The sequence below is a fragment of the Cryobacterium sp. AP23 genome (assembly GCF_054075385.1).
Map to the genome: position 1 here is coordinate 3430458 of NZ_CM133415.1, position 16033 is coordinate 3446490.

Below are 16033 nucleotides of genomic sequence, written 5' to 3' on the forward strand. Positions count from 1 at the left end.
GACAAGCTCGACCAGCGAGATGGTCGCGACCGATCGCTGGGTCGGTCTCGGCAAGCTCGACCAGCGAGAGAGACCCGGTGAGAAGTCTGCCTAGCCGGCGGGGGCGGCCTTGCCGACGACCACGTAGACCGTGCCCCCGGGGACGGCCGGGCTGCCGGCGACCGGGTTCATCACCGTGATCTTGCCCACCTGGGCGGGGTCGGTCACCGTCTCCTCCAGCGTCACCAGACCGAAGCCGGAAAGGATCTGCTTGGCGTCGTTGACGCTCTGGCCCACCACATCCGGCAGCAGCACCTGGGAGCCGTTGCTGGTGTACGCGGTGATGAGCGCGCCGGTGGGTGCGGAGTTGCCGCTGCCCGGGTCGGTGCGGGCGACGGTGCCGGCGGGCAGCTCGGAGTCGACGATGCCGCCGTCGCGGAACGCGAAGCCGTCACCCTCGATTTCGGCTCGGGCCTCGTTCATGCTCATGCCGCGCACGTCGGGGACGCTGACAAAGCGGCCCTGCACGATGGCGCTGGAGGCCTGGTCGAACTCGTCGCCGCCGTACTTGGCGTTCGCAGCGCTCATGATGATGGGCCACATCCGGTGTCGGGCGGTTGCCACGGGGCCGCTGATGCGGAAGTTGGTGCCTCGCTGGCTCTGGAAACCGTTCACGTTCACCACGCCGACCACGGTGGCGACCTTGGAGCTGGCGCCGCTCATCCAGGTGGCGTAGGAGCTGTCGGTGGTTCCGGTCTTGCCGATCATCGGCACCCGGGGATAGGTCTTCCGGTAGGACTCGCCGGCCGATCCTTCGGTCAGCACCCGCTCCATGGCATATGCCATACCGGCGGCCACCTCAGGTTCGACCGACGGGGTGCAGGTCGACGTGGGTGCGGGAATCTCGACGTCGTCGGCGCCCACGATCCGGTCGATCACGATGGGGGTGCACGTGGAGCCCTTGTTGGCGATGCCCGCGAAGGCCACAGCCATATTCAGCGGAGCGATCTCGTTGGTGCCGAGCACCGTGGCGGGGAACTTCAGCAGTTCGGTGCCGTCGGCGCGCTCCACGCCGAAGGCGGCGGCGCGGTCGCGGATCTTGCAGAGGTCGAGCCGCTTCGCCATCCCGAGGAACCCGGTGTTGATGGAGTCGATGGTCGATTCCAGAGCCGAGTAGTTGGGGTTGGGTTCGCCGGCGTCGTTCTTCGGGTTGTATCCGGACGAGTACTGGGTGCCGTCGCAGTAGTCCTGGAACGCGCCCCAGTTGGCCTTCCGCGCCGAGTCCACCCGTTCGCCGAGCGCGTGGCCCTCCGAGAGCCACTCCGCCAGGGTGAAGACCTTGTACGTAGAACCGGGCTGGAATCCTGTCGATCCACCCTCGTCGAAGTTGGTGTTGTAGTTCACGCCGGTGTACTCCGGGCCTGGCGCAACCTCTTCCTGGGTGTACAGCTTGTTCTGCGCCATGGCGATCACCCGGCCGGTGCCAACCTGCACGCTAGTGGCCACCGCGCCCACGTCCCAGAAGTCCACCATAGGCACGTTCTCGGCGATGGCTCGCTCCGACGCCGCCTGCAGGTCGAGGTCGAGGGTGGTGTAGATCTCGTAGCCGCCGCGACGGAAGTTGAGCATCCGGGTGTCGGCGTCTTCACCGAAAGTGGGGTCATTGCGCAGCACGTGGGTGACGTAGTCGCAGAAGTACGCGGCGCCGCCGGCGGTCTGGCAGCCGGTGGACGGCTCGGTGATGGTCGGTTCGATCGGAGCGGCGACGGCGGCGTCATACGACGCCTGGTCGATCTTCTCGTACTTGAGCATTTCGAAGAGGATGTAGTCCCGGCGCGACTTGTTGTCGGCGTAGCCGTTGGCGGCGCCGTTGGTCTCGCTGTTGGGGTAATCCAGGCGGAATTTCTCCGGGTTGTTCACGATCGCGATCAGGCTCGCGGCCTGCGGCAGGGTGAGGGTGCCGGCGCTGGCGGCGTAGTAATAGCGTGCGGCGGCTTCGATGCCGTACACGGTGCCGCCGAAACCGGTGATGTTGAGGTAGCCCTGCAGGATCTCGTCCTTGGAGTACTGCTTCTCCACCCCGATGGCCAGGCGCATTTCCTTGAGCTTGCGGTCGGGGGTGGTCTTGGTGGCGGCGAGGAAGCAGGCATCCAGTTCTTCCTTGACGCTCATCACCTCGCACTTCTGCACCAGCACGTTCTTCACGTACTGCTGGGTGACCGAGGAGCCGCCGGAGACGTCGCCGCTCTCGCTGAGGGTGGAGAGGGCGCCACGGATGGTGCCCTGCAGGTCGATGCCGCCGTGCTCGTAGAAGCGGGGGTCTTCACCGGCGACGACAGCATCGCGCACGAACTGACTGGTGGCCTGCAGCGGCACTTCGATGCGGTTCTGGTCGTAGAACGAGGCCAGCGGGTAGGGGTTGCCGTCGTTCTGCACGGCGTAGATCGTGCTCACCTGGGACAGCTCGTCGATGGCCAGATAGTTCGGCAGGTTCTCGAAGGTGTTGATGGTGCTGCGCGTGGCTACACCCGAGATCGCCAGGGCGGGAGTGATCGCCACGGTGATCAACAAACCGGCGATAGCGCTCATCGCAACGATCCCGATCAGGCCTCCGACGACGCCGAAGAATGATCTTTTGTATTCCCCCATGGTCGTGAGCATATTCGATGATCACACGGAGACCCAGTTTGCCCGCACCCCAAACCGGGGCGGGCAGCGCAGATCAGGCCGCGGTGAGGGTCAGCAGGGTCGCTTCCGGCGGGCAGGCGAACCGCACCGGGGCGTAGATGGAGGTGCCCAGACCCGCGGAAACGTTGAGGAAGGAGGTGCGCAGCCCCACGTTCCACAGGCTGAGGCCCTTCACCTGGCGGCGGGGAATATCACAATTCGTCACCAATGCGCCGAATTTGGGGATGCAGACCTGGCCGCCGTGGGTGTGCCCGGCGAGGATCAGCTGGGCGCCGTGGTTCACGAACGAGTTCAGCACCCGCTGGTAGGGCGCGTGCACCACTCCCACCGTGAGGGTGGACCGGGCCGCGGCCGGCTGGCCGGGGTCGGGCCAGGTCTCTTCGGAGAGCGGGTCGTTGCCGCGCATCTCGTCAATCGCGCCGGCGATGAGGTCGAGGCGGTCGCGGCGGATGTGCGGGTCGTCGACCCCGAAGACCTCCAGGTGGGTGCCGTTGATGTCCAGGGACTCGGCGGCGTTGTTCAGGTCGGTCCAGCCGAGGTCGGCGAATACCCGGTGCAGGTCCTCGGTGTCCAGTTCCACGTTGCGCACCGTCAGCATCGACGGGCCGCCGAAGTACTTCATCGGGTTCTTCGGCTGCGGGCCGAAGAAGTCGTTCGACCCGTTCACGAACATGCCGGGGATGCCCTTGAACGGTTCGAGGGCGTACTCGACGCCGGCGATGCCGTCTTCGTGGCCGAGGTTGTCGCCGGTGTTGACCACCAGGTGCGGCTGCAGCCGCACCAGGTCACGCACCCAGTCCTGCTTGTCGCGCTGCCACGGGGCCATGTGCAGGTCGGAGAGGTGCAGCACCCGGATCGGTTCGGCGCCGGGCGCGAGCACCGGCACGGTCACCTCCCGCAGGGTGAACCGGCGGCGCTCCACGAGCGACCCCCAGGCGAAGGCGCCCAGCCCGGCCGCCGTCACCGCGGCGGCCGAGGCGAGGAGGGCGCGGCCGACGCGGGCGGCGCTCATCCGTTGTTCCCGTTATTGTCGTTGTTCGAGTTGCCGTTCCCGTTGTTCCCGGCGCCGTCGACCCTGCCGACGACGAGGGTGACGGTGCCGCCCTCGGCGAGCGGGGTGCCGGCGGTGGGGGTCATCGAGATGACCTCCCCGTCCTGGTCCTCATCGGTGACGGCCTGGTCGGTCGTCACGACGGTGAAGTCGGACAGCTCGCCCTGGGCGTCCTCGACGGAGTCGCCCACCACATCCGGCAGCAGGGTCTGGTTGCCGTTGCTGGTGAACATCGTGACGGTGGCGCCCACGCTGGCGGTGCCGCCGCTGGCCGGGTCGGTGTACGCGACGGTGCCCTCGGGCAGCTCGGAGTCGACGGCGCCGCCGTCGAGCACCTCGAAGCCGGCACCCTCAAGGTCGTCCCTGGCGTCGTCCACGGCCTGGCCGCGCACATCGGGGACGGTCACCTGGGCGCCACGGATGACGTTGGTGGAGGCCTCTGTGAACTCGTCTCCGCCGTATTTGGCGTTGGCGAGGCTCATGATCTCCGGCCACATGCGGTGTCGGGCGGTGGCGGCCTGGCCGCTGTCGAAGAAGGTCTGGCGCTGGTTCTGGTCACCGGTGACGGTCACGACTCCCACGACGGTGGCGACCTTGGTGCTCGCGCCGCTCATCCAGGTGTCCTTGGCGTGGTCGGTGGTACCGGTCTTACCGATCATGGGCACCTTGGGGAAGGTGTTGCTGTTGGACTGTACCGCGGAGCCTTCGGTGAGGACCTTGCCCATCGCGTACGCCATGCCGGCGGCGACCGACGGTTCCACCGACTGGGTGCAGGTGGAGGCGGGCGGCGGAATCTCGGTGCCGTCGGCGCCGACGATCTTGTCGATCACGATGGCGGAGCAGGTGAGGCCGCCGTTGGCGATGCCGGCGAAGGCCACGGCCATCGACAGCGGTGCGATCTCGTTGGTGCCAAGCACGGCGCTGGCGCCCTCCTGCAGATCGTCACCGTCGGCGCGGGTCACCCCGAACGACTCGGCGGTCTTCTTGATCTCGCACAGGTCGAGCTTCTTGGCCATGCCGAGGAAGCCGGTGTTGATGGAGTTGATGGTGGACTGCAGGGCGCTGTAGTTGGTGCCGGCCTCGTTGGCGTCGTTCTTGGGGTTGTACCCCGGGTACGAGGAGACGCCGCTGTCGGTGCAGGTGTTCTTGAACGTTCCCCAGTTGGCCTTACGCGCCGAGTCGACGCGCTCGTTGAGGGAGTGCCCCTCCTTCAGCCACTCGGCCAGGGTGAAGACCTTGTAGGTCGAGCCGGGTTGGAAGCCCCGCGAACCGCCCTGGTCGAAGTTGGTGTTGTAGTTGATGCCGGTGTACTGGGCGCCTGTCGCCTGCACATCCGGGTCCTGGCTGTAGATCTTGTTCTGCGCCATGGTGAGCACCCGACCGGTGCCGACCTGCACACTCGTGGCCACGGAGCCCACGTCCCAGGTCGTGCCGTCGGCCCTCACGAAGGTCTCCGGCACGTTGTCGGACATGGTCTTCTCGGTCTCGAACTGCAGCTCGAGGTCGAGGGTGGTGTAGATGTCGTAGCCGCCGCGACGGAAGTTGAGCATCCGGGTCTCTTCGTCATCGCCGAAGGTCGGGTCGCTCTTGAGGATGTGGGTGACGTAGTCACAGAAGTAGGCGCTGCCGCCGGCGGTCTGGCATCCGGTGCTCGGCTCGGTGATGGTGGGCTCGATCGCGGTGGCGATGGCCTCGTCGTACTGCTCCTGGGTGACCTTCTTGTACTTGAGCATCTCGCCGAGGATGTAGTCGCGGCGCTGCTTGTTCGCCTCGTACCCGTTGGCGGCGCCGTTGGTCTCGCTGTCCGGGCGGTCCAGGCGGAACTTCTCCGGGTTGTTCACGATCGCGATCAGGCTGGCCGCCTGGGACAGGGTGAGGTTGGCCGCGGTGGTGTTGAAGTAGTAGTTGGAGGCGCTTTCGATGCCGTAGGTGCTGCCGCCGAACAGGGTGATGTTGAGGTAGCCCTGCAGGATCTCGGCCTTGTCGTAGGTCTTCTCCACGCCGATCGCGTAACGCATTTCGCGCAGCTTGCGGTCGGGTGAGGTCTCGGTGGCGTCGAGGTAACAGGCGTCGAGCTCATCCTGATTGGTGAGCACCTCGCACTTCTGCACGAGAACGTTCTTGACGTACTGCTGGGTGATCGAGGATCCACCCTGGGTGCCGCCGCCGGTGAGGGTGGAGAGGGCGCCGCGCACGGTGCCCTGGATGTCGACGCCGCCGTGTTCGAGGAAGCGGGGGTCCTCACCGGACACCGCCGCATCCTGCACGAACTGGCTCATGCTCTCGAGCGGAACCTCGATGCGGTTCTGGTCGTAGAAGGAGGCCAGCGGGTACGGGTTGCCGTCGTTCTGCACGGCGTAAATGGTGCTCACCTGGGAGAGCTGGTCGACCTTGAGGTAGTCGGGCAGGTTCTCGAACACGTTGATCGTGTTCGTGGCAGTCATGCCGGTGACGGCGAGAGCGGGGGTGACGGCGACCGTGACCAAAACGCCGGCAACGGCGCTCATTCCGATAAAAGCGAGGAGGCCGCCAAGCGCTCCACTAACCGTACGTTTTTTGGCAGACATACAATTGAGCGTAAGGGACAATTCTGAAAAACAGCCTGAATCGGAGCCGCATGACTGCCTGGGAATACCTCACCACACCGCTGATGATCCACAACACCGCAGCGATCCTGAACAACTGGGGATCCGAAGGGTGGGAACTCGTGCAGGTGGTCACCGGGCCCGAGGGTGGCCTCGTCGCCTACCTCAAGCGCCCGGTCGCCGGCGCGCAGGACGCCTGATCGTGTCGGTCATTGAGGCCCGCCTGGCCGAGCTGGGCATCGAGCTTCCCTCGGTCGTTCCGCCGGTGGCGTCGTACGTTCCCGCGGTGGTGAGCGGGTCGATGGTGTTCACCTCCGGCCAGCTGCCCATGGTCGGCGGCAAGCTGCCCGCCACCGGCAAGGTGGGGGAGGGTGAGGGTCTGGTGTCGGCCGGCGACGCCCAGGGTTACGCCCGGCAGAGCGCGTTGAACGCGCTCGCTGCCATCCAGAGCGTGATCGGGTCGCTCGACCGGATCACCCAGGTGGTCAAGGTCACCGGCTTCGTCGCATCCGCCCCCGACTTCACCGGCCAGCCCGGCGTGATCAACGGGGCCTCGAACGTGCTCGGCGACATCTTCGGCACCATCGGCGTGCACGCCCGCTCCGCCGTGGGCGTGGCGGTCCTGCCGCTCGACTCTCCCGTCGAGGTCGAACTGACGGTGGCATTCGCCTAGTAGTTCTCTCAGACACGCGAGCCGTGAGCTGAGCCCGCCCCGGAAGCCCGGGGGCGTGCCCAGCTCACGGCTCGCGTTCTTTAACCGCCGCCAACGTGCTCGCGGTCGCCACCACCTCGTTGGCGACGTGCCCGCGGTCGCCCCCCATCTCGCTGGTCGAGCTTGTCGAGACCCCGCGACGTGCCCGCGTGCGCCATCTCGTTGGTCGAGCTTGTCGAGACCCCGCGACGTGCCCGCGTTTCGCGCCGGGGTTTCACGGGTGCGGATGCGCCGCCGAGAACGCGGACCCCACCCGGTTGGCCAGGGCCTGCGCCGGCAGCTCCACCCAGCGATACATCAGTTGCGCCAGCAGCACGCTCAGCGGCACCGACACCAGCGCGCCCCACCACCAGTGCTCCGGCCCGAACAGTTGCCCGAACGTCACCACGATCGGGAAATGCACGAGATAGAGGCTGAAGCTGATCGCACCGAGCCAGGCCAGGATGCGCCCGCCGAGCATCCGCTGCACCGGCGGCCACAGCGCCACCGTCGCCACGATCAGCGCCGCGCCCGGCACCCGCAGCGCCAGGGTGAGGTCCGTCCACGGGGCGGTGAGCACCGGACGCAGCAGCCAGTGCGCGATCAGCAGCACCGGCCCGAGCACCGCGATGCCGACCCACACCAGGGTGCCGCCGCGGCTGCGGGTCAACCGGGCCGCCCGGGCCTGCAACACCTCGAAGTTGGCGGCGAGCAGGGCGCCCAACCCGAACGCGGGCAGGTACATCAGCGGTTCGACACCGAGCAGGTAGCCGGCGGTGGAGGTGCCCAGCAGCAGAGCCACCCAGACGAGCGTCCACCGGCGGGTGGCCACGGCGAAGATCACGCCCACCGGCAGCAGCAGGGAGAACCACATCTCCCAGGCCAGCGACCAGAGCGGGGGATTGACGTCGGGGCGACCGGTGTAGCCCACGATGCTGGCCTCCCGCAGCAGGTTGCCGAGGCCGAGGTCGGGGCTGCCCTGCTTCGCCATCCAGGCGCCGCCGTCGCCGGTGCGCGGCACGAGCAGGATCCACACGGCGGCCAGGCCCACCGACACGACCACCGGGATCGCCAGCCGCACGATGCGGCGCGGGTAGTAGGCCAACCAGTCGTACCCGGCCGGATGCGCCGCCGCCGGCGCGCTCTCCACCGTCGTCGCCGGTGCGGGCACGGTGTCCCCGGCCGGGGCGCTTTCCTCCGTCGTCGCCGGGGCGGGCACGGCATTCGCGGCCGGGGTGGCGGGGGAGCCGGCGCCAGAGTCCCGGTCTGCGGGCCCCGGCTCGGGTCGGCGGCTCCACGGCCAGCGCCGCAGCCGGCTGAGCACGAGCACGAACCCGCTGAGCACGAAGAACACCAGCACGAACTCCGGCCCGGCGAAGAGGATCTTCAACGGCGACAGGGTGACCCACCAGCCTGTCGAGAACACCGCCACATCGGCGCTCGACGAGTACGCGGCCGAGACCGACGGCGCGGTCATCGAGACATGGTGCACGAGCACGATCACGGCCGCGACCCCGCGCAACGCGTCGAGGGCGACGAGACGGGTGCTGGGCGCATCGCGGGACATTCGGCCCACCGTAAATGCCCTACGTGAACGTTTCCTCAACGCGCCGCCCCAGTTTCGCCGCCCCGGGCGCATCCGCCGGCCGAGCGCATCCGCTTAGGGCCCTAAAAAAGGCAAAGGTGAGTCAACAAGGACGCGATCCCCTGGGGCGTCCTCATAAAGTCACTATCTCCTCATTTGCGGCATACAGCCCGCGAGCCTGAGAAGGGCCCCGAAAACCGGAAGTTTTCGGGGCCCAGCTCACGCTTCGGCGACGGGTTTAGCGCATCCCGTCGGTGATGATCTGCATGATCGACGTGTCGGCGAGGGTGGTGGTGTCACCGATCTCGCGGCCCTCCGCCACGTCGCGCAGCAGCCGCCGCATGATCTTGCCCGAGCGGGTCTTGGGCAGCTCGGCCACGATGAAGATCTCCCGCGGCCGGGCGATCGCCCCGATCTGCAACGTCACATGCGCGCGCAGCACGGCGCTGATGTCGGCGTGGCTCGCCGCATCCGTCTGGCTGTACTTGATGATCACAAACGCCACGACGGCCTGCCCGGTGGTCTCGTCGTGCGCACCGACAACGGCGGACTCCGCCACCATCGGGTGCGCCACCAGCGACGACTCGATCTCCGCCGTGGACAGCCGGTGCCCGGACACGTTCATCACGTCGTCCACCCGGCCGAGCAGCCAGATGTCGCCGTCGTGGTCGAGGCGGGCGCCGTCGCCGGCGAAGTACAGCGGGCCGTTCGGCACATCCGCGAACTTCTCCCAGTACGTCTCCACGAACCGGTCCGGGTCGCCCCAGATGCCGCGCAGCATCGACGGCCACGGTTCGGTCACCACGAGCAGGCCGCCGTTGCCGTGCCCGACGTGCTCGCCGTCTTCGCCGATCACGTCGATGGAGATGCCGGGGATCGGCACCTGCGCCGAGCCGGGCTTGATCTCGGTGAGGCCGGGCAGCGCGCTGATCATGATCGCGCCGGTCTCGGTCTGCCACCAGGTGTCCACCACCGGGGTGAGCTGGTTGCCGATCACCTCGCGGTACCACATCCACGCTTCCGGGTTGATCGGCTCACCCACCGAGCCGAGCAGGCGCAGGCTGGTCAGGTCGAACTTCTGCGGCTCCTGCCGGCCGATCTTCATGAACGTGCGGATGGCGGTGGGCGCCGTGTACAGGATGCTCACCTTGTACTTCTCGATGATCTCCCACCACCGGCCGGGGTGCGGGGTGTCGGGGGTGCCCTCGTAGAGCACCTGGGTGGCACCGTTGGCGAGCGGCCCATAGACCACGTAGCTGTGCCCGGTGACCCAGCCGACATCCGCCGTGCACCAGAAGACGTCCTTCTCCGGCTTGAGGTCGAAGACGTTCTTGTGGGTGAACGCCACCTGGGTGAGGTATCCGCCGCTGGTGTGCAGGATGCCCTTGGGCTTGCCGGTGGTGCCGGAGGTGTAGAGGATGAACAGCGGGTTCTCGGCCGGGAACGGCTCGGCCTCGTGCTCGGCGGAGACCGCGCCGAGTTCCTCGTGCCACCACTTGTCACGCTCGTTCCACTCCACCTCGCCGCCGGTGCGTTCCACCACGAGCACGGTGCGCACCGAGGAGTCGCCGCTGGCCAGCGCCGCATCCACGGCGGGCTTGAGCGGGGTGGCGCGGCCCTTGCGGTAGCCGCCATCCGCCGTGATCACGACGACGGCCTCGGCGTCGTCGATGCGGGAGCGCAGGCTCTCGGCGCTGAAGCCGCCGAAGATCACCGAGTGCACGGCGCCGATGCGGGCCACGGCGAGCATCGCCACCACGGCCTCGGGGATCATCGGCAGGTAGATGGCCACCCGGTCGCCGGCCTGCACGCCCAGGCCGAGGAGCACGTTCGCGGCCCGCTTGACCTCGTCGGTGAGCTGGGCGTAGCTGATCGAGCGGGAATCGCCCGGTTCGCCTTCCCAGTGCAGGGCGATGCGGTCGCCGTTGCCGGCGAGCACGTGCCGGTCGAGGCAGTTGTACGCCACGTTGAGCTCGCCGTCGTCGAACCATTTCGCGAACGGCGGGTTCGACCAGTCGAGTGTGCGGGTGAACGGCTTGTGCCAGTGCAGCAGTTCGCGGGACTGGTCGGCCCAGAAACCGAGCCGATCTGCTGCGGCGGCCTCATAGAGCGCCTCGGTGGCCACGGACTCGGCGGCGAACTCCGGGGTGGGCGGGAATCGGCGGGTTTCGTGAAGCAGATGGTCGATTTGCACGCTCATGTTCTGTCGCTCCTTTGCGATTACAGGCGGTGTCGAGGTGCCGAGGCGGCCTCATCACTGAACCCTACACGGCGAAACAGGCTGGTTCGAGGATGTTTCGGAGCGGAAGAAATGCCGAATTTCTGCCCGCGTCATATTCGCGAAATGGGGTCCGACGGCCACTTTTTTCCATGTCCTCATTTAGGGGGACCCAGGGGACTTGCGCATCTGATTTTCCCAAGTATGCTTATCAATGTCTGAACGAAAGTTTTGACCTGTAGTGCGTTTGGTTCCCCCCAATCAACGCACTGCCGAGGCGGCACCTGTTCCCCCCAATAGGTGCCGCCCCCCTCTTTTAACAGCACGTTTTGTGCCTCTCAACGGCCGGCGTGCTTTCCCCGTCCGGCTCGCGCGTCCCCCCGCGTGAGCCGGGCAACCTGCGTGACCAGCTGTACCGCATCATCGCTGTATTAGCCCCCTCCAGGCAAGACCGTTGCCCGGCCAGACAATTACGCCCGCATGCCGGGCGCAGATGTCCGACCGGGCAACAGTTGTATCCGCCCTCGCGCTGCTCGAGACCCCGTGACCCAACCTGTGTGTCGCGCCCCTCCCGCTGGTCGAGCCTGTCGAGACCCCGTGACCCAACCCCCTCGGCAGGTTCTACTGGCCGCGCGGTCATGGCACATCTTCGGATCCCGCCGCTCCTCCACACCGTCTTCTTGCGCGCGCACTGCACGCCTGCGGATGCCGCCCGGCAGCGTCCCCCACCGCGCGGCTAGCCTGCCCGCATGCCCGAGCCCTTCGTCGCCGTCCCCTCGTACCTGCCGCACCCCGAAACGGCGGGCTTGCCCAACCCCGAACAGGCGGGGCCGGGAGAGGCCTCGCCCGCCGGCACCCCTCGGCACGCCCAGGCCGCGCCGCCCCCGCCGCCGCGCACCGACCTTTCCGCCCTCGGCCCGCTCGCCCGGTTCGCGCACGACGCCGCCGTCACCGACCTCTTCGTGAACGGTGAGGCGGGCCTCTGGCTGGATGCCGGTGCGGGGCTCGTGCGGGCGACCCACTGGCACGACGACGAGTCGGGCATCCGTGACCTGGCCGTGCGCCTGATCGCGCTCGGCGGCCGGCACATCGACGAGGCCAGCCCCTGCGTCGACGTGCGGCTGGCCGACGGTATCCGGGTGCACGCGGTGCTGCCGCCGGTGTCGAGCACCGGCACGCTGCTCTCCATTCGGCTGCCGCGGGTGCACCGGCTGAGCCTCGACGATCTCCGCGGCGGCGGGCTGTTCGGTGAAGGCGCCGCCGCGGCCGATCAGGTCGCCCGACTGCGCGCCGCGGTGCACGGCCGGGAGAACCTGCTCGTAACCGGCGCCGCCGGCAGCGGCAAGACCACCCTGCTGGCCGCCCTGCTCGGCGAGGCGCCGCCGGCCGAACGCATCGTGGTCATCGAGGACGTCGCCGAGCTGCGCATCGACCACCCGCACGTGGTCGGGTTGGAGTCCCGGCAGGCGAACCTTGAGGGCGCCGGCCGGATCGGCCTGGACAGCCTGCTGCGCGAGGCCTTGCGGATGCGCCCCGACCGGCTGGTGCTCGGCGAGTGCCGCGGCGTGGAAATCCGCGAACTGCTCGCGGCGCTGAACACCGGCCACGACGGAGGCGCCGGCACCCTGCACGCCAACTCTCTGGCCGACGTGCCCGCCCGGCTCGAGGCGCTCGGTGCGCTCGCCGGGATGAGCGCCGCGGCCGTGGCCCGGCAGACGGTGAGCGCCATCCACCTCGTGCTGCACCTCGAACGCCGGGACGGCCAGCGTCGCCTCGCCCAGGTGGGCCGGTTCGTGCTTGACCCGGCCGACCGGCTCAACACGGTGCCCGCATGAGCCGCCCGCCGCAGATCCCGCCGATCGAGGAGGTGGCCCGCGTCGCCGAACGGCTCGCCGTGCTCCTCGCCGCCGGGGTGTCGCCGGTATCGGCCTGGGACTACCTGCTGCCCACCGGCCCGCCCGAGCCATCGTCGCCAGCGCTCGAGCCAACCCAGCCGCCGCTGTCCCGCCGGGCACGAACACAGGCCGAGGCCGAGCGGGCGCAGCAGCAACCGGAGTCACAGCCGCCGTCCCGCCGGGCCCGCTCGCTCGCCGAAGCCGAGTCCGCCAACGCTCCCCGGGCGCCGTTGTCTCACCGGGCCCGGGCACAGGCTGAGCCCGAGCCCGCCCTAGTGCCCCGGCCGCCGCTGTCCCGCCGGGCGCGAACACTGGCCGACGCCGAGCGGGCGCAGCGCAGCATCCTCACCGCGGCGAGCCGGGCCGCCCGCAATGGTGGCAACGTCGCCGACGCCATCGCCGACGCATCCGCCGGGCTGCCCGACCAGCTCGGCGACGCTTGGCGGGCCCTTGCCGCCGCCTGGGATGTCGCCACCCGGGCCGGCGCGCCCCTGTCCGGATGCCTGCGCGACCTCGCCGCCGCGTTCCGGGAGCTCGGCCAGCTGCACCGCGACCTCACCGTGGCGCTCACCGGCCCCCGGGCCACCGCCCGGCTGGTGATGGTGCTACCCCTGGTGGCGTTGCTGTTCGGCAGCCTGATGGGCTTCGACACCCTGCGCACACTGTTCCTCACCGGCCCCGGCCTGGCCTGCCTGGCCGTCGGCTCCGCGCTGATGTTCGCCGCCGCCCGCTGGAACCGCCGGCTCGTTCGCCGCGCCCAGGCCGGCGGCCCGGCCCCGGGTCTGGAGCTTGACCTCACCGCCATTGGCATGACCGGCGGCGGCTCCCTCGACGGCGCCCGCCGCACCGCCCGGCACAGCGCCGAACGCTTCGGCCTGCGTGCCGCCGACGCCAGCGACACCGCCACCGACGCCACATCGACCGGGTCCTCGCCCTCTCCGCCCGGGCCGGGGTGCCCGCCGCCGAACTGCTGCGCAGCGAGGCCGAGCAGATGCGCCGGGACGCCCGCACCGATGGCCGGCAGCGCGCCGAAACCCTCGCCGTGACACTGATGCTCCCACTCGGCGTCTGCGTGCTGCCCGCGTTCATGCTCGTCGGGGTGGCCCCGTTGTTGCTCAGCGTGCTCTCCGCCACCCTCGGCACCTTCACCTGACCGCGCCCGGTCGCTCCCGCCCCGTCGGCCACATTCACTGCACCTCTGGTGGGCGACCGCGCCCGCTATAGCGGTCGCGGTCGCCCATTGGGGGGCGCAGTGAATCCCCACCCGGCCCCCGGATGCCGTACCGCCGCCGCCTCGTACCGCTGCCCAAGTCGCCGCCGTGCCGCCGTCACCCTCGGCCCGCGGCGACCGGGAACTCGACCTCGCCGCGATCGGCATGGCCGGCGGCGGCGGACAGTCAGCCACGATTGCAGCATCGGGATCGCCCGAGCTCATCGCTCACGCACGCAAGCCGCCCGCGTTAGGTCGCGGCACGTGCGGTGAACTCGCGGCACGCGTACCTAAAGGTGCCGCCGTGCCGAAGGCGTGCCGCGACGAGGCCTGTCGTGAAGAACCCGTCAATTGAACCCAGATTGCAACGCTCCGTCGACACCGGCTTAACAAGATGCTCATCGAACTGGCGGCTGCACCTCTGGCGGGCGACCGCGCCCGCTATAGCGGGCGCGGTCGCCCATAGGGGGCGCAGTGAATCCCCACCCGGCCCCCGGATGCCCGTGCCGCCGCCCACCAGCGCGCCAAAAGCAACCTCACAGTGTCGGGTCGCCGGCCGGGGCAGCGCAAGGGGCCTGACTTTTCGCGACTCACAGGTACGCAGACGGAAACATTTTCGGCGCCATTTCTCTGGCTGAACCACGCTGTGTCTCACCCACCGGGCCCGACGAAAGAGATCCGAGATGACGCAGACCGAGGCACAAAACGCGACCCGCGCCGTAGACATTCTGGAGCGCACGCTGTCGGAGCAGTACCCGCAGCTCGAGCTCCGGTCGGCATCGGCGGCCACCGCACCGTACCGGGACGACGCCGCGACCGCTCCCCGCACCGCCACCGCGCACCCCGACCGTGTCGGGCCGCTCGTGGCTTTCCCCACCAGCGCCGAGGAGGTGCAGGCGATCGTGCGTGCCGCCGTCGCGCACGGTGTCACCGTGGTGCCCCGCGGCGCCGGGTCCGGCCTGGCCGGGGGAGCGAGCGCCACCGAGAACCAGCTCGTCATCACGACCGAGCGGCTCAACCGCATCCTCGAGGTCTCCCCGCTTGACGAGGTCGCCGTCGTCGAACCCGGCGTGATCAACGCGGCCCTCAACGACCACCTCAAGCCGAGCGGCCTGTTCTACGCCCCCGACCCGGCCAGCTTCGAGATTTCCTCGATCGGCGGCAACATCGCCACCAACGCCGGCGGGCTGCGCTGCGCGAAGTACGGCGTCACCCGGGAGTCGGTGCTCGCCCTGGACGTGGTGCTCGCCGACGGCAGCCTCGTCAGCGTCGGCCACCGATCGATCAAGGGCGTCACCGGGCTCGACCTGACCAGCCTGTTCGTCGGCTCCGAAGGCGTGCTCGGCATCGTCGTCAAAGCCACCCTGCGCCTCCGCCCGATCCCGGTGGCCCGCCGGACCGTCACCGCCTTCTTCGACAGCACCCCCGCCGGCGCCGCCGGCCTCGGCGCCATCACGCTCTCGCCGGTGCGGCCATCCGTGATCGAATTCTTCGACACCGCCACCCTCGCCGGCATCGACACGCACTCCGCCACCCGCCTGCGCGACCGCGGCGCCGCCCTGATCCTGATCGAGATCGACGGCTACGGCATCAACGAGCAGGCAGCGGATGTCGCGGCCGCGCTCACGCAGGCCGGCGCCCGGGTCACCGTCGAGGAGGAGTCCGCGGCCGCCGCGCTCTGGGAACTCCGCCGGCACGGCCGCGGCTTCCCCGCCGGGCACTGGTTCATCGGCGAGGACATCGCCGTGCCAAAGTCACAGCTGCCCAGGGTGTACGAGGCCTTCGCCGCGCTCGAGGCCCGCTTCGGCGTGAACATCTCCGCCGTCGCGCATGCCGGCGACGGCAACCTGCACCCGCTGCTCGCCAAGGCGGTCGGACCCGGCGAGGACCCCGCCGGGCTGCCGGACGAACTCCACGAAGCGGCCACCGAACTCGTGCGCATCGCCCTCGCCCTCGGCGGCACCGTGAGCGGCGAGCACGGCATCGGCACCCTCAAACGCGACTGGGCCGCCCTTGAACTCACCGAGCGGAACCTCGACATCCAACGCTCGATCAAGGCCGCCCTCGACCCGAACCTGACCCTCAACCCGGGCAAGGCCTTCTAGCAGCCACCGCACGCCCCACACAGCCA

Annotated in this window: 11 protein-coding genes; 6 read left to right on the plus strand and 5 right to left on the minus strand. The window is 69.1% G+C overall.

The genetic code is table 11. The features are described from left to right. Positions 1-90 precede the first annotated feature (90 nt). From ACU5E9_RS16190 to ACU5E9_RS16200, 3 genes are all read right to left on the minus strand, one after another. The gene (locus tag ACU5E9_RS16190; protein ID WP_456810916.1) at positions 91-2628 is read right to left on the minus strand and encodes a transglycosylase domain-containing protein; all 2538 of its coding nucleotides are present in this window, start codon (positions 2626-2628) and stop codon (positions 91-93) included. 73 nt (positions 2629-2701) lie between these two features. Beyond that, the gene (locus tag ACU5E9_RS16195) at positions 2702-3679 is read right to left on the minus strand and encodes a metallophosphoesterase (RefSeq protein ID WP_456810917.1); all 978 of its coding nucleotides are present in this window, start codon (positions 3677-3679) and stop codon (positions 2702-2704) included. After that, positions 3676-6225 carry a transglycosylase domain-containing protein gene (locus ACU5E9_RS16200; RefSeq protein WP_456810918.1) on the minus strand — a complete coding sequence of 850 codons (2550 nt, stop codon included), beginning with the start codon at positions 6223-6225 and terminating at the stop codon, positions 3676-3678. Before ACU5E9_RS16200 ends, ACU5E9_RS16195 begins: the two co-directional genes overlap by 4 nt. 110 nt (positions 6226-6335) lie before the next feature. On the opposite strand from ACU5E9_RS16200, the gene ACU5E9_RS16205 reads away from it, so the two are divergent. Continuing rightward, positions 6336-6503 (plus strand): hypothetical protein, encoded by a 168-nt coding sequence (locus tag ACU5E9_RS16205; RefSeq protein WP_456810919.1) that lies wholly within the window; start codon positions 6336-6338, stop codon positions 6501-6503. Between the two features lie 2 nt (positions 6504-6505). After that, positions 6506-6976, plus strand: a complete 471-nt coding sequence (locus tag ACU5E9_RS16210; protein ID WP_456810920.1) for a RidA family protein — start codon at positions 6506-6508, stop codon at positions 6974-6976. Between the two features lie 253 nt (positions 6977-7229). On the opposite strand, the gene ACU5E9_RS16215 is transcribed toward ACU5E9_RS16210, so the two are convergent. Together ACU5E9_RS16215 and acs are read right to left on the minus strand one after the other, a co-directional pair. Then, entirely contained in the window at positions 7230-8561 is a 1332-nt protein-coding gene (locus ACU5E9_RS16215) for an acyltransferase family protein (protein WP_456810921.1), read from the minus strand. Positions 8562-8817: 256 nt separating this feature from the next. Next, positions 8818-10779, minus strand: coding sequence for an acetate--CoA ligase (gene acs / locus ACU5E9_RS16220; RefSeq protein WP_456810922.1), 1962 nt, complete (start codon positions 10777-10779; stop codon positions 8818-8820). A 767-nt stretch (positions 10780-11546) separates the two neighbouring features. Here acs and ACU5E9_RS16225 point away from each other — a divergent pair. The 4 genes from ACU5E9_RS16225 (at position 11547) to ACU5E9_RS16240 (ending at position 16007) form a co-directional block, all read left to right on the plus strand. Then, a complete protein-coding gene (locus ACU5E9_RS16225; RefSeq protein WP_456810923.1) occupies positions 11547-12632 on the plus strand; it encodes a TadA family conjugal transfer-associated ATPase in 1086 nt (361 codons plus the stop codon). Next, on the plus strand, positions 12629-13738 hold the full coding sequence (locus ACU5E9_RS16230) for a type II secretion system F family protein (protein ID WP_456810924.1): 1110 nt from the start codon (positions 12629-12631) through the stop codon (positions 13736-13738). The genes ACU5E9_RS16225 and ACU5E9_RS16230 overlap by 4 nt, the downstream gene beginning before the upstream one ends. Next, positions 13645-13845 carry a type II secretion system F family protein gene (locus ACU5E9_RS16235; protein ID WP_456810925.1) on the plus strand — a complete coding sequence of 67 codons (201 nt, stop codon included), beginning with the start codon at positions 13645-13647 and terminating at the stop codon, positions 13843-13845. Before ACU5E9_RS16230 ends, ACU5E9_RS16235 begins: the two co-directional genes overlap by 94 nt. Positions 13846-14585: 740 nt before the next feature. After that, positions 14586-16007, plus strand: coding sequence for an FAD-binding oxidoreductase (locus ACU5E9_RS16240; RefSeq protein ID WP_456810926.1), 1422 nt, complete (start codon positions 14586-14588; stop codon positions 16005-16007). The last annotated feature ends 26 nt before the right edge of the window (positions 16008-16033 follow it).